The sequence below is a fragment of the Streptomyces sp. Tu6071 genome, assembly GCF_000213055.1.
GTDB lineage: Bacteria > Actinomycetota > Actinomycetes > Streptomycetales > Streptomycetaceae > Streptomyces > Streptomyces evansiae.
Genome location: NZ_CM001165.1, coordinates 2663773 through 2683575 on the forward strand (window position 1 = coordinate 2663773; position 19803 = coordinate 2683575).

Consider the following 19803-nt stretch of genomic DNA (forward strand, 5'->3'; position numbering starts at 1 on the left):
CACTATCGTGACCGGAGTCGGGTTTCGACCGGCCCACCACGCCGCCAGGGGGACACCGTGCCTTCGACCTCCGTACCGCCCAGGACCCGCGCCCAGCAGTCGGTGCAGGACGCCCTGCGGGTGCTCGAAGCGCTCTCGCGCCGCGCGGGCGGCGCCCGTACCGCCGAGCTGTCCGCCGAGACCGGGCTCGACACGGACCGGCTCGGCGCCCTCCTCGCGATGCTGTGCGGCCAGGGCTACGCGTGCCGCCTCGACGACGGCGGCTACGTCACGGGCGAGTCGCTCTCGCTGCTCGGCGGCTCCTCGCTCAACAGCGAGTGCGCGATCCGCGGCCACCTTCAGGGGCTCCTGGACCGGCTGCGCGACGAGGTGAACGCCGCCGTGTACGTGGGCCGCTACGTGGACGGCGAGATCACCGTGACGAGCGTCGCCGACGCCCCCGAGACCCCGCGCGTCCACGAGTGGGTCGACTTCCGGTCCACGGGCCACGCGAGCGCGGTCGGCAAGGCGCTCCTCTCCCAGCTCGGCCCCGAGGCCCGCCGCGAGCACCTCTCGCGCCACCGCCCCGCCCGCTTCACCGCCCGCACCATCACCGACACCCGCGCCCTCTTCAGCAGGCTGGAGGCGCAGACGCCCGTCGTGCCCCTGCTCGACGTGCAGGAGTACGCGGTCGGCACGGTGTGCGCGGCGGTCCCGATGAGCACGGGCCCCACGGTCGGCTGCCTCGCCCTCTCCCTGCCCGCCCGCCACGCCCACCGCCTCCACGCGGCGGCCGCGGCGCTGAGCAGGGGCTCGACGCCGGTCCTGCTCTCGCTGACCATCTGAGCCGGGCGGGAGTGGGCCCGCGTACAGGGACGGAGCCGGTGGCGCGGGGCCGCTCGGGACGTGGTCATCAGCACCCCGAAACCTTGGGTATGATTTCCGAGTCAGCAGGCGCCGCTAGCTCAGTTGGTTAGAGCAGCTGACTCTTAATCAGCGGGTCCGGGGTTCGAGTCCCTGGCGGCGCACAGACGGAGAGAAGCCCCCCGAGCGATCGGGGGGCTTCTCTCTTTACGCGTCGGCTTCGCCTCTTCTTCTTCCGCGTCGGCTTCGCCTCCGGGAGCGCCGGTGCCGGTGCCGGGAGGCTCGACGTGCTCGGTCGCCCGTTCCTCACGACCTGCGCGCGACGAGCCTCCCGACACCGTCGCGCTCCCTTCGGCTCAGCCAGCGCCGCTCGGCCCCGCGGGCCTCGGCGGCTCGCTCTTCGCCGTGAGGGCCACCGTCAGCGCCCGCACCATGGCCCGCCGCTCCGAGGGGTCGTCCCCCAGCAGCCCCCGTGCCGTGAGCCCCGTCACCGTCCGCTCCACCGCGTCCAGCAGGGCCACGTGCGGGGCCGGTGCGGTGTGCAGGGGGCGGACGGTGTGGACCTTGAGGCCCACGGCCGCCGCGTCGGCGGCGACCCGCGCGGTGAGCGCCGACTCGCCGCGTACCGCCCCGGCCGCCGCCTCGACCGCGTCGCACAGGTAGTCCGCCGCGTTCTCGACCGCGAAGGCGGCGCGCGCGGGCGCGGCGACCTGCCACACGACGAGCAGCGAGACCCGCTCGCCCTCGCCCACCACGAAGGGCCCGCCGCGCCAGTGCCGCAGCGCGAGGTCCACGGGGACGCGGCGCGGCAACGGGTCGGCCCACACGAGGCCCGCGCGCCGTACCGTCCCCCGGTAGCGCCCCGCGAGCGTCAGCACGTGCGCCGTGCCGGGGCGGACCCGCTGCACCCCGGCAACCGCGTACACCGCGAGCAGTCCGCAGCCGAGCGCGAGCCCGGTCGCGGGCCGGGAGCCCGTCGCGGCGACCCGTACGAGCGCGGCGAGCGCGACCGCGCCCGCGAGCGCGGCGACGAGGACCGCGCCCCAGCCCGGGAGCGTGCGCGCGGGCCGCTCCTCGGGCACGGAGGGGCGCGGCTCGGGGCTGGTGCGGGCCGTGTCCTCGCGCGCCGCCGGTACCGCCGGTGTCGTCGTCATCGCACGTCCCCGCCCTTGCCGCCCATGAGGTACGCCCACGTGCGCGGCCCCGGGATGCCGTCGGCGCCGGTGCCGCGCCAGCCCTGCGCGCGCTGGAACGCGGCGGTCGCGCGGCGGTCGGCCTCGGTCCAGCGCGGGCCGGGGCCGATCCGGTAGTACCGGCCGGCGCCGCGCGCGACGAGCATCTCGCCGAGCCGCGTCACGTGCGCCCCCGCCTTGCCGGGGCCGAAGGCGGCGGCGCCGGGAAAGGCGCTCGACTGCGGTCCCGCGCTGCCGCTCGCGAGGTTCTTCGGGCGGTAGGGGATGTAGCGCGAGGAGTTCGTCCAGTACGCGTACGGGGTGGTCCGGCTGCGCGTGCGCGGCGGCGTCTGCTCGTACGCCGTGTACTTCGTGTGCGCCGCGTCCGCCCAGCCGCCGAAGAGCGTGACGTGCGAGCCGTCCTCGGGGTCCTGCGCGTTGTGGAAGAGGAGCATGTCCCCGGGCTGGAGCTCGTCCTTCGTGATGCGCTCGCCGAAGGAGGCGAGGGAGCCCGTCCACTGGTTGGAGCGCAGGTCCCAGGCCATGGACACGAAGCCCGAGCAGTCCTGCCGGTACCCGTCCGAGCGGTACGCGCTCATGCTGTACGGGACCTTCGCGGCGAGCCAGGTACGGGCCCGGTCGATGATCTCCTCGCGCGTGACGGTGCCGGGCGAGGCCGCTCCGCCGTCGCTCCCCGTGTGCAGCGGCTCGCTGCTGCCCTGCGGGGTCCGGGGGCCCTCGGACGGGTCGTCCGGGTCCGCGTAGCCGCCGGGATGTTCGCCCTCCTGAGTGGCCGAGGGCTCGCGGGGCGCGGCGGCGGGACGGACGAGCGCGGCGGAACGGGAGGCGGTCGCCCCGCCGCCCTGCCGGGCCTCGCGCGGAGCCGTCGCGAAACCGGCGTGACGCCGTGCCTGCGCCTCGGCAGGACCGGTCGCCCCCCGCCCGAACGCCGGAGCACCCGCCGCACCGTCCCGCGTCCCCCCGGCCTCACGCCGCGCCTGCGCCTCGGCAGGACCGGTCGCCCCCCGCCCGAACGCCGGAGCACCCGCCGCACCGTCCCGCGTCCCCCCGGCCTCACGCCGCGCGCTCTCCGGGGCCGTGATCCCCGGCGGCTCCGGGGCCGCGAAGGCGGGGGGCGCGAGAGGGGCGGCCCCGAGCACGGAGGTCGCGGCGGCGGCGACGGCGAGCACGGCCCGTACGCCGGGCGCCCCCGTACGCCCGCGGTGCCGCCGCGAGCCGGCGGGTGCGGCGGGGGCGCGCTCGGCGGCGCACCCGGGGCACGGGCAGGCCGCGCCTGGCTGGAACTCCTCGAAGACGGGACCGGCGATGAGATTCACGTCACACCCTCTGGGACAAATCAGCCGAAATCTGTACAGACGTCAGTTTCCCAACGGCTTGGCGGACCCGCATGTTGACGACTCGAATGCCGCATCGCCCCCGGTCACGGGCGTGCGGACGCTCACCCCCCGGGGTTTGGGAGCACCCTTGGGGATCGGGTAAAGTTCCCGACGTCAGCAGGCGCCGCTAGCTCAGTTGGTTAGAGCAGCTGACTCTTAATCAGCGGGTCCGGGGTTCGAGTCCCTGGCGGCGCACCGACAGAGAAGGCCCCCCGAGCGATCGGGGGGCCTTTCTCGTACCTCCACGCGGACCTCCCGCACGCCACCTCCCGCACGGCACCGACCGGGCGCGCCCCGGCACCCCGCACGCCCCCGCGCGCACCCCCACCCCCTTCCGCGCTCCGATCCCCCACACCCCGTGCCCCTCATACACCCGTTCGGACGGTCAACCGATCAGTTGTACTGATTGGCGGATATGCACGGTAAACACATTGTTTCGCCCTTGCGATCATGCCCGGTGGCGTAGAACTCTTTTCGAGTCGTCGCGGGGGGCGCGGGACGCACGGGGGCCATGCCGGGAGGGGCATCGCGCAACCTTCGCGCCGGAAAAAGCATCCTTTGTCGTGCCGAAAGCGGCCCGCCAAGCCCACCCGGCCGAGCCGGTCGACGACAGCACGCGCCCGCGGGGCGGCCGGAGGGGGCCGCGGCGGGCGAGGAAGAACGAGACCACGCGGCCCGGCGGTCGCGTGCGGGGGGAATGACTCATGACGCCGACCGGCGACGATCCGGCGCGCACGACCCAGCTCAGAGTGGAGCAGACCAGGACGGGCACCTTCCGCAGGCTGCGCGGCACGCTGCCCCGCTACGACTACGAGCACTACAGCCGGCTCGCCGGACCGCTCACCGAACCCGACCCGTCCCGCCCCTACCGCGTCCGCTACCGCAGCCTGCTCGGCCAGGAGACGCACCGGGTGCGGGCCGCGCTGCTGCTGTGCGCCGCGCCGGTGCTCTCGCTCGGCCTGCTCGTGTGGCTGCTCCAGCCCGCGCACTGGACGGAACGCGACTACCCCGCGTACGACTTCCTGCCGGTCCTCGACGTCGTGATGCTCGTCGCGATCGGGCTCATCGAGCTGTTCCGCTGCCTCAACGTGCTCTCCAACGCGCACGCGACCCTCGTCGCCCGCGACCCGGTGCCCGTCGTCCCCGAGACCGGGACGCGCGTCGCCTTCCTGACCTCCTTCGTGCCCGGCAAGGAGCCGCTGGAGATGGTGACGCGGACGCTGGAGGCGGCCGTGCGGATCAGGCACCGGGGCGTCCTGCACGTGTGGCTCCTCGACGAGGGGGACGACCCCGAGGTCAGGGAGGTGTGCGCGCGGCTCGGCGTGAAGCACTTCTCGCGCAAGGGCGTCGCGCGCTGGAACCAGCCGAAGGGCCCGCACCGCGCGAGGACGAAGCACGGCAACTACAACGCCTGGCTCGACGCGCACGGCGACGACTACGACTACTTCGCCTCCGTCGACACCGACCACGTCCCGCTCGCCAACTACCTGGAGCGGATGCTCGGTTACTTCCGCGACCCGGACGTCGGCTTCGTCATCGGCCCGCAGGTCTACGGCAACTACGACAGCTTCGTGACCAAGGCCGCCGAATCGCAGCAGTTCCTCTTCCACGCGCTCATCCAGCGCGCGGGCAACGCCTACGGCGCCCCCATGTTCGTCGGCACGTCCAACGCCGTACGGATCGCGGCGCTGCGCCAGATCGGCGGCCTGTACGACTCGATCACCGAGGACATGGCGACGGGCTTCGAGATGCACCGCGCCCGCAACCCGCGCACGGGCCGCAAGTGGAAGTCGGTCTACACCCCCGACGTGCTCGCGGTCGGCGAGGGCCCGGCCGCCTGGACGGACTTCTTCACGCAGCAGCTCCGGTGGTCGCGCGGGACGTACGAGACGCTGCTCAAGCAGTTCTGGAAGGCCCCGTTCACACTGCCGTTCGGGCGCTTCTTCAACTACACGATGATGGTCATCTTCTACCCGATGTCCGCGCTCAACTGGATTCTCGCGGCGCTGTCCTGCGCCCTCTTCCTCGGCCTCGGCGCCTCGGGCGTGAACATCGACCCCTCGGTGTGGCTCATGCTCTACGGCAACGCGTCCGCGCTCCAGATCGGCCTGTACATCTGGAACCGGCGGCACAACGTCTCGCCGCACGAGCCCGAGGGCTCCGGCGGGGTCGCGGGCATGGCGATGTCCGCCATGTCGGCGCCGCTGTACGCGCGTTCACTCATGGACGCGGCGCTGCGCCGCAAGAGCCGCTTCGTCGTGACGCCGAAGGGCGACTCGGCGAGCCCGGACACGCTCTTCGGGACCTTCCGCGTCCACCTCTTCTTCCTCGCGGTCTTCGGTGGCTCGCTCGGCGCCTCGTTCGCGCTCGGCCACCACCACCCGGCGATGATCGTCTGGGCCTCCCTCGCACTGCTCATCACGGCGGCGCCGATCCTGCTGTGGCGGTGGTCGCTGCGGCACGAGGGGGCGGAGGACGTGGCAGGGGCGGAGGAAGCGGCGGGACGGGGCGCGGGCGCCGTAGGCGAGAAGGGCGCCCCCGCGCCCGTACCCCCGCCACCGCCCACCGCCCTCGCCCCGCCCGCCGCCGTCCCCGGGCAGCCACGGGGCTCCGCGCGCGATCCGCGGCCCTCGTGGGCCGTCGTGGACGACGACGGCGAGACCGTGCGGATCGGGGGGCGTGAGGGATGACGGACCGCGCCAAGCTGCGCCGGATGCGCCGGGTCGGGGTCGGGGCCGTCGTCGTGGTCGCGATCGCGGGGATGAACGCGCCCGCGATGTACCGCTTCGGCTCCGAGCGGTACCACCACTACAAGATCAACCGGCCCCGCTACAAGGAGCGGAACGGGCACTGGGACGTCCTGGACTTCCCGAAGGAGTACCGGCAGAACACGATCCACGCCGCGCTCCTGCGCACCGGCAAGGTGCTGCTCATCGCCGGTTCGGGGAACAACCAGGACAACTTCGACGCGAAGAAGTACGACACGCGGATCTGGGACCCGGAGACCAACACCGTCAAGAAGGTCCCGACCCCCGACGACCTCTTCTGCACCGGGCACACCCAGCTCGCCAACGGCAACCTCCTCGTCGCGGGCGGCACGAAGCGGTACGAGAAGCTCAAGGGCGACGTGAAGAAGGCCGGCGGTCTCATGATCGTCCACAACGAGGACCCGGACGCGCCGAAGACGATCAGGACGGGCACGAAGTTCGTCGGCAAGGAGTCCGGCAAGACCTTCGTCGCGAAGGACCCCGCCGTCGTCGAGCGCGCGAAGAAGGTCTTCGACAAGAAGACCGGGAAGTTCCTGCGCACCGAGCCCGGCCTCGACCGCATCTACGTCGAGGCGGAGAAGGAGGGCCGGAAGTACGAGACGGGCTCGCAGGACAACTACCGCGTCGAAGGGCTCAAGGGCGACGACCGGCGCAACGTGTACGGGATCGCCGAGAAGCTCGCGCTCGACAAGAAGGACTTCCAGGGCATCGACGACGCCTTCGAGTTCGACCCGGTCGCCGAGAAGTACATCAAGGTCGACCCGATGCACGAGGCCCGCTGGTACCCGACGCTGACGACCCTCTCGGACGGCAAGGTCCTCTCCCTGTCCGGGCTCGACGACATCGGCCAGCTCGTCCCCGGCAAGAACGAGGTCTTCGACCCGAGGACCCGTACGTGGGCGTACACGAAGAAGGAGCGGCAGTTCCCGACCTACCCCGCCGTCTTCCTGCTCCAGGACGGGCGCCTCTTCTACTCGGGCTCCAATGCCGGGTACGGGCCCGCCGACGAGGGGCGCGAGCCGGGGATCTGGGACCTCGGGTCGAACCGCTTCGACAAGCTGGGCGGGCTCAGCGACCCCGACCGCATGGAGACCTCCGGCACCGTGCTGCTGCCGCCCGCGCAGGACGAGAAGTACCTCGTGATCGGCGGCGGGGGCGTCGGCGAGTCCGAGAAGTCGAGCAGGAGGACCCGCCTCATCGACCTCAAGGACCCCCACCCCCGCTTCCACGACGGGCCTTCACTGGAGAAGGGCACCCGCTACCCGCAGACCTCGGTCCTGCCCGACGACAGCGTCCTCGTCTCGGGGGGCTCCGAGGATTACCGGGGGCGCGGCGCCTCCGACATCCACCAGGCCCGCCTGTACGACACGCGGACGAACACCTTCCGCCGCGTCGCCGACCCCGAGGTGGGCCGCAACTACCACTCGGGCTCGCTCCTGCTGCCGGACGGGCGCGTGCTCTTCTTCGGCTCCGACTCGCTCTACGCGGACAAGGCGAACAGCAAGCCGGGCACCTTCGAACAGCGCCTGGAGATCTACACGCCGCCGTACCTCTACCGCGGTGCGCGGCCGAGCCTCGGCAAGGGCCCGGCCGCCGTCGGGCGCGGCGGCACGGCGACGTACCCGAGCAAGCAGGCGGCCTCGATCCGCACCGCGCGCCTCATCCGCCCGAGCGCCTCGACGCACGTGACGGACGTCGACCAGCGCTCGGTGGCGCTCGACGTGCGACGGAGCGCGGGAGGCATCGAGGTGACGATCCCCGAGAACAGGAATCTGGTGCCCAGCGGCTGGTACATGCTCTTCGTCACGGACGAGCGGGGGACACCGAGCAAGGCCAGCTGGGTGGAAGTGAAGTAGCTTAAGGGGAGGGTGAGTTGGGTCGGGTTCCGGCGGGAACCCGACCCGGCTCACCTGTGGTCAGTGCCCCTTGGCGAGGCCCAGGGCGTAAGCGCCCCACCACTCCCCCGCCTTGGGGCCGCCCTTGCAGGTCCCGTCCGACTCCCCCGGCCGCTTCACCCACAGGTACGCGTCCACGAGCGGGTCGTCCGTCCTCGTCGTCGGCGGCTCGCCGAGCGCCCGCCCCGGCGGGTTGCACCACCGCTCGCCCGGATCGCCCTGCGTGGCGGGCCCGTTGCCGTTGCGGCTCGTGTCGACGACGAAGTGCTTGCCGCCGACGAGGCGGGACAGATCCTTGCCGTACGCGATGCTCCGCTCCGTCGACTCGAAGTTGGAGACGTTGACGGCGAAGCCGTCCGCCGCGTCGATCCCCGCGCGCCGGAGCGGTTCCGCGAGCGCCTCGGGGCGCTGCCAGCCCGGATTGCCCGCGTCGAGGTAGACAGTGGTGTGCGGGAGCGCGGCGAGCTTCTCGATGGCGCCCTTGAGGAGGTCGTACCGCTCCTCGTGGAACTCGTCGGGGGTGCAACCGTCCACGAGGTGCAGGAGGGCGTCCGGTTCGAGCACGACGGTCGCGGGCCCGTCACCGATGCCGGTCGCGACCTTGTCGATCCAGGCGCGGTACGCGTCGCCGTCCGCCGCGCCGCCGCCCGAGTACTGGCCGCAGTCGCGGTGCGGGATGTTGTAGAGGACGAGGAGAGCGGTGCGGTCCGCGCGCGCGGCGGCCTCGGTGAAGCCGCGCGCCTCCTCCTGGGCCCCCTCGGGGGTGAGCCACTGGCCGACCGGCTCGCGCGCGATGCGCTCGACGAGCCGGGCCTCGGCCTCCTTGCCCTCCGCGCGGTACCCGGCGAGCGCGGTGGCCGCCTTGCCGCTCGGGTTGACCCAGTACGGGTCGTCGCCCTTGGGCCGCTGCCCCACCGCCGCACGGGTGTCGTGCGGTGCGGGATCGTCGCCGCCACCGCTGCCGCCCGAGGAGCACCCCCCGAGCACGGCCGAGGCCAGGAGCACCCCCGCCACGGCGCCGCGCCACCCGCGTGCGTCACTGCCGTACATCCACTCCCCCTAGGGTGTACCGGTGAGGCTCCAATCCTGACATAGCGGGATGCCCCACCGGGCTCTCCGCCCCGATTCGCCCGGGAAGCGCGGGAGTTGACCGGAAAGGGCGGCGAGGAACGAGCGGGGGCGGGCGGGGCCCGCCGGGTTCAGCGGCGACCCCGGCGCAGGACCCCGAGGGCGACGACGAGGGCGGCGGTCGCGGCGAGGAGGAGACCCACGACCGCCTGCGCGGCGCTCGGACCGGCAGCGCGGGCGACGGGGACCGCGGCGGCGCGCTCGGCGGCGGCGCGTCCCGTGGGCTCGGTGGCGTCGTGGCGTGCGGAGTTCGTGGCGGCGCGTCCCGTGGCCTCGGTGGCGTCGTGGCGTGCGGAGTCCGAGGCGTCGCGTCCCGTGACCCCGGTGGCGTCGTGGCCCGCGGACCCGGTGCCGTCGTGGCCCGCGGGCTCGGGGGCGTGGGCCTGGCGGGCGGCGCGCGGGGGCCGCGGGCCGTTCGTGTCGCGCGGCGGGCAGGAGGGGTACGGGGTGGGGGCGGACGCGGCGTCCGGGGTGGCGGGGCGGGTCAGGCACGTCTCGGCGCGTACCAGCGGCCGTTCCGGGGCGGCGCTCGCGCTCGTACTCGCCGCGAGCGCGGCTCCCTGCGGGCCGAGCACGGCCGCGAGCAGCGCCGTCGCGGCACACAGCGTGACGTGTGGCGAACCCATGGTGAACCTCCCTCACTCAGGAGGGTGCTGCCCCGGTCCGCGCGGCGCATCCGCTGCGCGCGTGGCGTTCCCCCGGCCGGGTGAAGGAACGTATGCGCGAAGGGTGAGGGGTGGTACGCGCGTTTGCCGCGCGGAGGGGTGAGCGCCCATCCGGTCGCACGGCTCCCTCTCCCGTCGCGGGCCGCTCCGCACCCCCGTACCACCCGCCTCGTAGCCCCCTCTGCCCCGGTCCTCCCCCGCCCGCTCACGGGCCGCCCACCCCCCTCCGATCCCGGATGCGGCATGATTTCCGTACCGCGCACGGAAGTTCGAGTGGGAGCGCGGCGCGAGCGAGGCCAGCAGGGGGAGACGGTACGGATGCGCGTACGGATGACGCTCGTCGAGGAGGGCACGCCGGGGCAGGACGCGGTGGTCACCGTGGACCAGCGGACGACGGCCGCCGAGGTCGCCGTGGCGCTGCGGCGCGTCGCGCGGCAGGGGAGCATGGCGGCGTCCGGGCTGCCGGGCGCGTCGGTCGGCGGTCCTGCGGGCGGGTTTCCCGCGCAGGTCACACGGCTGCGCGAGGCGCCGCCGAGTCTGTGGGTCGACGGGCGGCGGTGCGCGCCCGAGGAGCCGGTCGGGCCCTTCCTGCGCGACGGCGTCCGCGTCTCGACGGACGACGCGATCGGCCCGTGGGTCGGGCACACGGAGCCCGGCGGGCGCTTTGAGGTACGGGTGTGCGGTGGGCCGGCGGCGGGGCGCGTGGCGCGCGTCGCGCTCGGGGCGAGCACCCTCGGCTCGGGCCCGGCGGCGAGCGTACGGATCGAGGAGCCCACGCTGCCCGCGCTCGCCGCGCGCCTCACCGTCGACCACGCGGGCGCCGTCACCGTCGCCCCGGCCCCCGGCGTGACGCTCACGCTCGACGGCGAGGAGGTCGGCGAGGAGAGTCCCTGGCCCCCCGAAGCGCTGCTTGCCTGCGGGGACTCGGTGTTCGCGCTCGCCGAACCCGGCCCGCCCGACGCCCACTTGACCCCGACCGGGGAGGGCGGCCTCGCCTACAACCGGCCGCCGCGCCTGATCTCGCCGCGCGCCAGGCCCCGGCTCGACATCCCCGAGGAGCCCCGCAAGACGGAGGGGCAGCGGCTCCAGCTCCTCTCCATGATCCTGCCGCTCTTCTTCGGCCTCGGCATGTACTTCATGATGAAGTCGCCCTACATGCTGCTGTTCTGCCTCATGTCCCCCCTGCTGATGTTCGGGCAGTGGTGGAGCGACCGGCGGCACGGCAAGAAGCGGCGCCGCACGGAGATGAAGGAGTACCGCGAGGCGCTCGCGGCGCACGAGGAGAAGCTCGCCGAGCTGAGCGCCCGCGACCAGGCGCGGCGCCGCGCGGGCTTCCCCGACCCGGCGCAGGCCCTGCTCTTCGCGACGGGGCCGCGCGGGCGGCTGTGGGAGCGGCGGATCACGGACGTGGACGCGCTGCACCTGCGGGTCGGGCTCGCCGACCTGCCCGCCGAGATCGACCTCGTCCAGGGCGGGTACGGGGGCGGCGAGAAGCAGCCCGAGCCGCCCGTCGTGGCGAGCGTCCCGCTCACGCTGCCGCTCACCGAGCTGGGGGTCGTCGGGGTCGCGGGCGACCGCGAGCGCGCGGTGGCCTCGGCGCGCTGGCTCGCCGCGCAGGCCGCCATCCTGCACTCCCCGCGCGATCTCTCGCTCATCGTGCTCTCCTCGGCGAAGGACGCGGCCGAGCGCTGGGAGTGGGCGCACTGGCTGCCGCACGCGGCGCCGCGCCAGGGTCAGGGCTGTGTCGCGCTGCTCGGCACGGACGGCGAGACGGTGAGCCGCAGGGTCTCCGAGGTGACGGCGGAGCTGGACCGCCGCCAGGAGGCCGCGCGCAACTCCGTCTCGCAGGCCGCGCTGCGCCCCGAGGCGCACATCCTGCTCGTCCTGGACGGCGCCCGGCTGCTGCGCCGCGTCCCCGGGGTGCCGCGGCTGCTCCAGGAGGGGCCCGCGGTCGGCATCTACGCGATCTGCGTGGACGAGGACCAGCGGGTCCTGCCCGAGGAGTGCCGCACGGCCGTGTGCTGGCCCGCCGAACCGTCCGCGCGGGTACGGCTGCTGGGGTACGGGTACGAGGCCGCGGGCGAGGTGCTGGCCGACCAGGTGAGCACGGCGTGGTGCGCGCGGGTCGCGCGCGCGCTCGCGCCCGTACGGGACATCAGCCGCGACGACGCGGACGCGGCGCTGCCCACGGCGGCCCGCCTCCTGGACCTCGTCGGGCTCCCCGATCCGCAGGGGCGGGACGTGGCCGCGCTGTGGCAGCGCGGCGGGTCCACGACCTCCGCCGTCATCGGGGTCGGCGCGGACGGGCCTTTCGTGCTCGACATCCGGCGCGACGGGCCGCACGCGCTCATCGCGGGGACGACGGGCGCGGGCAAGTCCGAGCTGTTGCAGACGCTGATCACCTCGCTCGCGCTCAACAACACACCGGACAGCCTCAATTTCGTCCTCATCGACTACAAGGGCGGCAGCGCCTTCCAGGACTGCGCGCGCCTGCCGCACACGGTCGGCATGGTGAGCGACCTCGACGCGCACCTGACCGAGCGCGCGCTCGACTCGCTCGCGGCCGAGCTGCGGCACCGCGAGGAGATCCTCTTCGCCGCCGCGACGAAGGACATCGAGGACTACAACGACGCGCGGCGGCTGCGCCCCGGCCTGGAGCCGATGCCGCGGCTCATGCTGGTCATCGACGAGTTCGCCTCGCTCGTCGCGGAACTCCCGGACTTCGTCGCCGGGTTGGTGGACATCGCGCGGCGTGGTCGTTCGCTCGGGGTGCACCTGGTGCTCGCCACGCAGCGCCCGGCCGGTGTCGTGAGCCAGGACATCCGCGCCAACACGAACCTGCGGATCGCGCTGCGCGTGACGAACGCGGAGGAGTCCAGGGACGTCATCGAGGCGTCCGAGTCGGCGCTCATCTCCAAGTCCACGCCGGGGCGTTGCTACGTCCGCTCGGGTTCGCAGTCGCTCACGGGCGTGCAGTCGGCGCGGATCGGGGGCCGCAGGCCGGGCGACCGCGGCGCCGCCACCGAGGTCGCCGTGCGGCTGCTCGACTGGCGGGACTACGGGCGGGCGCTGCCGGGAGGCGGGGGCGGGGACGCCGACGACGGCACCATGGTCACCGATCTCGCGGTGCTCGTGGACGCGATCGCGGAGGGCGCGAAGCTCCTCGGCTGCCCCGAGCCGCGCAAGCCGTGGCTGGAGCCGATCCCGGACCGGATCACGCTCGCCGAACTGCCGGACACGGACCACCCCGCGCTCGGTCCGGGCGAGTTGCCGCCGGTGCCGTTCGGCATCACGGACCTGCCCGCGCGGCAGGCCCGCGAGGTCCTCGCTCTCGACCTCCTCGACGGCGAACAGATCATGGTCGCGGGCGGCCCGCGCTCGGGCCGCTCCACGGTGCTCCGCACCCTCGCCGGCTCCCTCGCCCGTACCTGTTCGCCCGAGGACGTGCACATGTACGGGATCGACTGCGGTGCCAACGCGCTGCTGCCGCTCGCCGCGCTGCCGCACTGCGGCGCGGTCGTCACGCGGGACGAGACGGGACGCGTGGACCGGCTGCTCGGGCGGCTCCTCGCCGAGCTGGGGCGGCGGCAGACGCTGCTCGCCGAGCGCGGGCAGTCGAGCGCGGCCGAGCAGCGGGCGGCGGCGCCCGAGGGCGAGCGGCTGCCGGTCATGCTCGTCCTCGTGGACGGCTGGGACGCGTTCCGCACGGCCTTCGAGAACTACGACTACGGGCGGCTCGTCGAGGCGGCGCGGCGGCTGTTCCGGGAGGGCCCGGCGCTCGGCATCAAGGTCGTCCTCACGACCGACAGGACCGGCCTCACCGGCGATGTGTCCTCCATCTTCGGTCAGCGACTCGTGCTGCGGCTCGCGGACAACGGCGACTACGGGCTCGTCGGCATCCGCGCCAAGGACGTGCCCGGCGAGATGCAGCCGGGGCGCATCCTCCTCGCGACGGACGAGGGCGTGCGCGAGTCGCAGGTCGCGCTGCTGGCGGCGGACCGCACGGGACAGGCGCAGGTCGCGGAGTTGCAGCGGCTCGCGCGCGCCGTCGCACCGGCGAGGCGGCGCGCACCGCGCCCGCTGCGCGTGGACATCCTGCCCTCGCGCATCGAGGCGGGCGCGGCGATGGACCTCGTACCGGACTTCACGCCGCCGTCGCCGCTGTGGGCGCTCTTCGCCGTGGGCGGGGACGAGCTGGAGCCGATGGGCGTGGACCTGGACGCCAACGGGCCCGGTTTCGTGGTCACGGGGCCGCCCCGCTCGGGCCGGTCCAGCACGCTGCTGACGGCGGCCCATGCGCTGCTGCGGCAGGGCACCGAGCTGATCGTCATCACGCCGCGCCGCTCGCCGCTGCGCGCGCTCGACGGGCGGGACGGGGTCCTCGCGGTCCTCGACGGGACGGCGTCGGAGGCCGAGCTGAAGGGGTACGTGGAGAGTGCGAGCGGCCCGTACGCGATCCTCGCCGACGACGCCGAACTCCTCTACGACACACCGCTCGACGAGGCGTTGGAGGAGCTGGTCAAGGACGGCATGGACGGCGGGATCGGGGTCATCGCGGCGGGTGCGGCGGACACGCTGTCCTCGCAGTACCGGGGGTTCGTCGTGCAGGCCAGGCGCAGCCGCAACGGCCTGATCCTCTCGCCCTCGGGCGCGCAGGACGGCGAGGTCTTCGGCGTCCGGCTGCCCTCGGGCAGCGGTGGTGGCCCCACGGGGCGCGGCTTCTTCGTCCTGGGCGGCGAACTGCGCACGGCGCAGGCGGTGCTGCCGGGCGAGGAGTGACGGGGGGCCGGGAGTGCGCGCCCCGGCCGAGTACCACCGGCCCCCGGCCCCCGCTCAGGACAGCTTCACGTCCACGGCCCCGTGCTCCGGGGGCTCGGCGCTGTACGGCTTCGTCAGGGTCAGCCCGACCTCGCCCGTCCGGTTGTCCCGCGAGAGCGCCGTGCCGGGCTTGACCCGTACGCGTACCTCGCGGCTGCCGCCCGGGGGAAGGCTCAGGTCCCGCACGTACAACTGGCCCGTGAACCCGTGGTCGCCGTCCGCACCCCGCCGCTGCGACGTGTCGTCCGTCAGGACGTCGGTCCAGCCCTTCGGCCCGCGCCACTGCACGGCGTCCCACGCCCGGCCCTGCGCCTCGGCGTCGGCGGCGCAGGGCGCGTCGGCGAGGTTCAGCTCGCAGGTGAGGCGCACCTGGGCGGAGTAGCCGTCGAGCGCCTTCCGGGTCAGGTTGCGGACGGTGAAGGCGTACTCGGTCCAGGCGCCCGTCCCGCCGAGGGGAGTACCGCCGCCGGGCGGCCGGACCTCGACGGCCGGGTACGTGACGGTCTCCTTCTCGCGCCCGATGACCTCGCCCCCCGCACGGGCCACGAGACCGACCTCGACGCTCTGGCCGACGACGCGCTCGGACGGCGTCGTGAGACGGAGCGCGAACGGCGCGGGGAAGTCGACGATGTTCCGCGACAGGGTGCCCCGCACCTGCCCCGGCTCGGCGCCCGGGACGAGTTTCACCGGTACGGCGTGCTCCTCGTGCCCGTCCGTGACGGCGAGCTTCCACGCCTCGGCCGCGCCCGGGGGCTGCTTGCCCGGCGTGAGCGTCACGTCGAAGCGTGTCGCGCCCGGGGCGCCCTTCCGCAGGGCGCTGAGCCCGATCCGTACCGTGGTGTCCCTCGTCCCCGGGTACGCCTCGGTGTCGATGCGCAGCGGGAGCACCCCGGAGGAAGCGCTCGGCCTCGCCCCCTCGGCGCCGTCCCCGTCCCCTCCGCAGGCCGCGGCGGTGAGCGCGACCACCGCCGCGAGCACCACAGCGTTCAGACGACCTCCGCGCACAAGTCCCCCTCTTTCTCAGGCAATACGAGGCATGACCCACCCAACACCCCGCCCCATGGCGGGATTCACCGTACCCGTCCCGCTCCGCACGGCTCGGGCGTGCGTGATACTGGCTCCGGCCAAGGCGTCGGTACGGCGGCGGCCCGAAACGCCCCCCGTACCCGCGAAGGACGAACCAACGGGGGCAGTTCACCATGGGTTTCTCCGGTATCAACCCGGACAAGCTGGCGAAGACCATCTCGTCGCTCGACTCCGACCAGAAGGAGCTGCGCGGCTCCGTGAGCTGGATCAAGTCGAGCTTCGGCCAGTACGGCATCGACACCGAGCCGCTCGTGCAGCTCGGCGGCATCGCGAGCTGGGCGGAGGACCAGCTCCCCGGACTGCGCCGCCGCCTCCACCTCTCGATCGCCGAGCACACGCAGTACGGCGTCAAGGGGTACGTACGGATCGACGAGGCCAAGGTCGGGGCGGCGAAGCAGTCCGTGGCGGACGGCAAGAAGGCGGGCGAGAAGTGGAAGGACCAGATCGAGAAGGGTGACATCTCGCCCGAGGTCTTCGCGACGCTGACGGCGAACTCGGCCGACGCCGACTACCTCAAGGGCTTCTACGACGCCCTCGGCCCGCAGGCCCTCTCGATGCTGTCGCTCAGCATGGGCGACCACATGAACGAGCGCTACAAGGACGACCCGAAGCAGCGCGAGGAGGACCGCAAGGTCCTGGCGGACACCTTCGGCACGTACACGCGGGTCGCCTTCGAGGGCAAGACGGCGAAGCAGAAGCAGAAGGCGTGGAACGACTGGTTCTCCGAAGGGGCGATCGGCCCGCGCGACGTCTTCCGCCCCGATCTCCTCATCCCGCTCCTCCCGGGCGGCAAGCAGGACAAGGACTTCCTCGTCGCGCTCGGCGACCGCGTCGTGGACTCCAAGGGGAAGAACCACACGTCCGAGGTCGAGTGGATGGGGCAGAGCGGACTCAACGCGGGCGAGTGGGGCAAGGACGCGTACACGCAGCTCTTCAGCGCGATCGGTGCCGACCACCAGGCGTCCGGCGAGTGGATGGACCACAACAGGGACTGGGTGAACACGAGTCTGTACCACACGGGCCCGTGGCAGGTGGACCAGCCGAAGGAGCGCGGCCAGGCGTTCCTCAAGCTCCTCAACGGCGCCACCGTGTCCTTGCGCGACGAGAACCCGCGGCTCGCGGAGAAGAACACCGCCTTCCTCCTCTACGAGAACGCCCAGCACCGCAAGGGGGACTTGAAGAGCGTCCACCCCATCGACGGCACCGCGCAGCTCTACACGAACATCATCACCGAGTACTGGAAGGACTTGGAGATGAGCGTCACGTCGCCCGTGAGCAACTCGCTGTGGAGCGGCGACAAGAAGTGGGACTACGCCTCCTTCCTCAAGGCCCAGGACGGCAGCCGCCCCGGGATCGAGGTCTCGCAGGACCTGTGGTCGGAGATGCTGGTGGAGGCAGGCCGCGACCCCAAGGGCGCGGGCGTCATCGGCGGCCTCTTCCAGGCGTACGACCAGCAGATGATCCGCGGCGAGAACAACACGCACCAGGACGGCACCACGGACGACGCCGTGCGCTATCTCTCGGCCCGCAAGGGGCTCATGCAGCACTTCTACTACGAGAACATGCGCACCTCCAGCAAGGAACTGGACATGGACCTCGACAAGTGGGTCGAGGACACCAACGCCTTCCGTGACGGGCTCATCGACAACGCCGTGGGCGCGGCGGCCGGCGGCATGGGCGGGGCGGGCCTCGCCGGCGTCAAGGGCGCGGTCATCGGCACCGCGTACTCCACCGCGCAGGACCTGCTCACCGGCTGGATCAAGGACGGCGTGCACGTCGACAAGAGCGACGCGCCCGGTGAACTCCGCAAGCAGATCAAGGACGTCAAGGCGGCCGAGATCGACTCCAGTTGGCAGGCGAGCTACCAGGACCAGGCCAACGACCTCCTGCGCAAGGGCGAGAAGTGGGATGCCCACCTGCCCCACGACGTGCGGATCGCGGGCACCGAGGGCATGACGGACGCCGAGCGCGAGGAGATGGGCCTGGACACTTCCCGGCAGGGTGATCCGCACAAGTACATCGGCAGCGACCCGGCGAAGAATTTCCTCCAGGCCGACGGCACCGTCAAGGACGTCGACAAGATGACGCCGTCCCAGCGTCAGGCGTACGGCGACTGGCTCACCGACCCCGCCGTCGTCGCGAAGGTCTACGAGCCGTTCGCGGACGGCCGCAACGCCTGGGACTGGCCGGGCCAGACGGCGGACGGCGGGGACGACGAGTAGGCGGGACGAGTGGGGCGAGGTGAGCGGGGCGGGGCGAGCGGGCGGGCGGAGGCGCGGGCGGGCGACGCGCGGGCGGGCGGGCGGGCGAGCGGGCGGAGGCGCGGGCGGCCGGTCACGCGGAAGGGAGGACCGGCGGGCGGGGCGGGACCCACCGTGTGTCCCCGGTCCGGGTCGCGTGCCTCAGTTCGCGTCCAGGCGGATCGCCGTGGACTCGAAGCCCAGGACGCCGTTCTGGCCCTTCTCCGCCTTCGGGTAGACCATCCACAGCCCCAGTTCGGCGTGGTCGAAGTGCTTCCCCAGCGAGGACGTGGCCTTGAGCCGGAAGCGGTACTCCTTCTCGCCCTTCGCGGGCAGCGTCACGGCTTCCCGCAGGAGAACGATGTCCTTGGGGTTCGCGCCTGAGCTCTTGCTGACGTCGAGCGGCTTCCAGCCGTCGCCGTCGAAGTACTGGGCGGCGTAGCCGGGCACGCCGTCCGCGACGTCGCACGGCTTGTCGTCGTTGCCCTCCTTGTCGGCGCAGGAGAGTTCGGCCCTGGCCTGCGCGTCTTCGAGCGGGCCGGACAGCAGGTTGCGCACGCGGAAGGAGTACTCGGACCAGGCGGAGCGGGTGAGCGGGGCGGCCGTGCCGCCCTTGTCGCCGGGCTGCACCGTGGCCGTGGGGAGGGGCTGCTCCCACGTGGAATCGACCTTCTGCCCTTTCCCGCCGAGGCTCCCGCTCACCTTCAGCGTCTGGAGAGCGGCGTCGGCCCCGAAGTCGGGGGTGACGCGCCAGAAGCGCTGCACAGTTCCGTGGGGCACGTTCACCGGGAGGGTGCCGCGCAGGCTTCCGTCCCGGGCGGAGAGCGCGAGCCGCTTCCACGGCTTCTTCTCGCCGTCGCGGTACTCGACCTTGAGCGCGCTCTCCTGCGGCAGCGCCAACCCGACCGTTTTGAAGGAGAGTTCGAGCGGAACGTTGGTGATCGACCGGCTGCTGTTCTCGGTCGTGACCTGGAGCGTCGCGGACTTCCCTCGGGCGAGATCGCCGGTGCTCACGTCCAGCGAAACGCTGTCGGCCCAATTGTCCGAAGGGGACGCCGAGGACTTCCCGTCGCCGTCGTCGCCGCCGCACCCTGTGGCGAGCACACACAGCGCACCGGCGAGAAGTGCGGCCCTGACGCGATGACTGCTCATCGGCGAATCCCCCGAAACGAGTTGCTGGACATGCGGGTTACGGCTCGTGGCGACCGTCGGCACCTCGCACGCGGGCACCGCACCGGACAATACCCACCGTCCGGGAGCGCGAACAGGCCAGTCCCCAGGCCCTGCCCCGGGGTCCACGAGTCGTGCCCGGGACAACCCGCAGCCCCTCACCGCATGTCGATCCGCATCATCTTCGCCTCGTTGGCCGGCACCTTGTCCGGCATGCTGTCGATCTTGCGCTGAATCGCGGGGACGAGTTTTCCGATTTCACGTAGCATGCGGTCCCGATTCCCCTTCGCGTCCGCGTGCCACTTGTCGGCGGTCACGCCGATCCAGGACTTGTCCTCCGTCCCCACCCCTATGTCCTGGGACGCCTTCTTGAGGTGTTTCTCCATTTTTCCCACCTCTTGTTGAACATTGCGCTTCAGCGCTTCCAGGCGTTCCTTCATCGGATTGTCCACCTTGGGCTGTTCCGGGGGATTCCCCATGTTGTTCCTCCTGTTCGGGACCGCGCGAGAACACTCCGTCTTCCTCACGCTAAGGACCAAATATCCATGGCGGCAAGCAGCTTGGGGCATTCCCCGTGCCCCGCCGACACGGCTTGCGTTAGGGTCGTCGCGGCGGGCGGAA

At 72.9% G+C, this 19803-nt stretch carries 12 protein-coding genes and 2 tRNA genes; 7 read left to right on the plus strand and 7 right to left on the minus strand.

What is annotated here, in order from left to right; genetic code table 11:
• Window positions 1-102 precede the first annotated feature (102 nt).
• Entirely contained in the window at window positions 103-825 is a 723-nt protein-coding gene (locus STTU_RS10865; protein ID WP_007822671.1) for an IclR family transcriptional regulator domain-containing protein, read from the plus strand.
• A gap of 108 nt (window positions 826-933) precedes the next feature.
• Window positions 934-1007, plus strand: a tRNA-Lys gene (locus tag STTU_RS10870).
• Between the two features lie 192 nt (window positions 1008-1199).
• Here STTU_RS10870 and STTU_RS10875 read toward each other — a convergent pair.
• A complete protein-coding gene (locus STTU_RS10875) occupies window positions 1200-1997 on the minus strand; it encodes a hypothetical protein (RefSeq protein WP_234019209.1) in 798 nt (265 codons plus the stop codon).
• Window positions 1994-3352: a peptidoglycan-binding protein gene (locus STTU_RS36180; protein ID WP_007822681.1), complete on the minus strand. Its 1359-nt coding sequence runs from the start codon at window positions 3350-3352 to the stop codon at window positions 1994-1996. The genes STTU_RS10875 and STTU_RS36180 overlap by 4 nt, the downstream gene beginning before the upstream one ends.
• A gap of 181 nt (window positions 3353-3533) precedes the next feature.
• Between STTU_RS36180 and STTU_RS10885 the strand changes: the two genes are divergently transcribed.
• From STTU_RS10885 to STTU_RS10895, 3 genes are all read left to right on the plus strand, one after another.
• Window positions 3534-3607: transfer RNA gene (locus STTU_RS10885), tRNA-Lys, on the plus strand.
• A gap of 509 nt (window positions 3608-4116) precedes the next feature.
• Entirely contained in the window at window positions 4117-6102 is a 1986-nt protein-coding gene (locus STTU_RS10890; RefSeq protein WP_043254803.1) for a glycosyltransferase family 2 protein, read from the plus strand.
• Complete coding sequence (locus tag STTU_RS10895) at window positions 6099-8036, plus strand: kelch motif-containing protein (RefSeq protein ID WP_043254805.1); 1938 nt, start codon at window positions 6099-6101, stop codon at window positions 8034-8036. The genes STTU_RS10890 and STTU_RS10895 overlap by 4 nt, the downstream gene beginning before the upstream one ends.
• 60 nt (window positions 8037-8096) lie before the next feature.
• Here the strand turns inward: STTU_RS10895 and STTU_RS10900 are convergent, their stop codons facing one another.
• Window positions 8097-9125, minus strand: coding sequence for a glycoside hydrolase family 6 protein (locus tag STTU_RS10900; RefSeq protein WP_199785012.1), 1029 nt, complete (start codon window positions 9123-9125; stop codon window positions 8097-8099).
• A 149-nt stretch (window positions 9126-9274) separates the two neighbouring features.
• A complete protein-coding gene (locus STTU_RS10905; RefSeq protein WP_007822692.1) occupies window positions 9275-9829 on the minus strand; it encodes a hypothetical protein in 555 nt (184 codons plus the stop codon).
• A gap of 357 nt (window positions 9830-10186) precedes the next feature.
• Between STTU_RS10905 and STTU_RS10910 the strand changes: the two genes are divergently transcribed.
• Entirely contained in the window at window positions 10187-14647 is a 4461-nt protein-coding gene (locus STTU_RS10910; protein ID WP_043254806.1) for an FtsK/SpoIIIE domain-containing protein, read from the plus strand.
• 54 nt (window positions 14648-14701) lie between these two features.
• Here the strand turns inward: STTU_RS10910 and STTU_RS10915 are convergent, their stop codons facing one another.
• Complete coding sequence (locus STTU_RS10915; RefSeq protein ID WP_007822704.1) at window positions 14702-15691, minus strand: hypothetical protein; 990 nt, start codon at window positions 15689-15691, stop codon at window positions 14702-14704.
• Between the two features lie 194 nt (window positions 15692-15885).
• Here STTU_RS10915 and STTU_RS10920 point away from each other — a divergent pair, with 194 nt between their 5' ends.
• Complete coding sequence (locus STTU_RS10920; protein ID WP_007822708.1) at window positions 15886-17994, plus strand: hypothetical protein; 2109 nt, start codon at window positions 15886-15888, stop codon at window positions 17992-17994.
• A gap of 180 nt (window positions 17995-18174) precedes the next feature.
• On the opposite strand, the gene STTU_RS10925 is transcribed toward STTU_RS10920, so the two are convergent.
• Complete coding sequence (locus STTU_RS10925) at window positions 18175-19164, minus strand: hypothetical protein (protein ID WP_234019210.1); 990 nt, start codon at window positions 19162-19164, stop codon at window positions 18175-18177.
• A gap of 176 nt (window positions 19165-19340) precedes the next feature.
• Window positions 19341-19661, minus strand: a complete 321-nt coding sequence (locus tag STTU_RS10930; protein WP_234019211.1) for a hypothetical protein — start codon at window positions 19659-19661, stop codon at window positions 19341-19343.
• Window positions 19662-19803 lie beyond the last annotated feature (142 nt).

What these genes read in the sequence shown, in the direction of transcription:
- STTU_RS10875 (WP_234019209.1), bottom strand. Translation starts at nt 1,997, where the DNA reads ATGACGACGACACCGGCGGTACCGGCGGCGCGCGAGGACACGGCCCGC.
- STTU_RS10890 (WP_043254803.1), top strand. Translation starts at nt 4,117, where the DNA reads ATGACGCCGACCGGCGACGATCCGGCGCGCACGACCCAGCTCAGAGTG.
- STTU_RS10895 (WP_043254805.1), top strand. Translation starts at nt 6,099, where the DNA reads ATGACGGACCGCGCCAAGCTGCGCCGGATGCGCCGGGTCGGGGTCGGG.
- STTU_RS10900 (WP_199785012.1), bottom strand. Translation starts at nt 9,125, where the DNA reads ATGTACGGCAGTGACGCACGCGGGTGGCGCGGCGCCGTGGCGGGGGTG.
- STTU_RS10905 (WP_007822692.1), bottom strand. Translation starts at nt 9,829, where the DNA reads ATGGGTTCGCCACACGTCACGCTGTGTGCCGCGACGGCGCTGCTCGCG.
- STTU_RS10910 (WP_043254806.1), top strand. Translation starts at nt 10,187, where the DNA reads ATGCGCGTACGGATGACGCTCGTCGAGGAGGGCACGCCGGGGCAGGAC.
- STTU_RS10920 (WP_007822708.1), top strand. Translation starts at nt 15,886, where the DNA reads ATGGGTTTCTCCGGTATCAACCCGGACAAGCTGGCGAAGACCATCTCG.
- STTU_RS10925 (WP_234019210.1), bottom strand. Translation starts at nt 19,164, where the DNA reads ATGAGCAGTCATCGCGTCAGGGCCGCACTTCTCGCCGGTGCGCTGTGT.
- STTU_RS10930 (WP_234019211.1), bottom strand. Translation starts at nt 19,661, where the DNA reads ATGGGGAATCCCCCGGAACAGCCCAAGGTGGACAATCCGATGAAGGAA.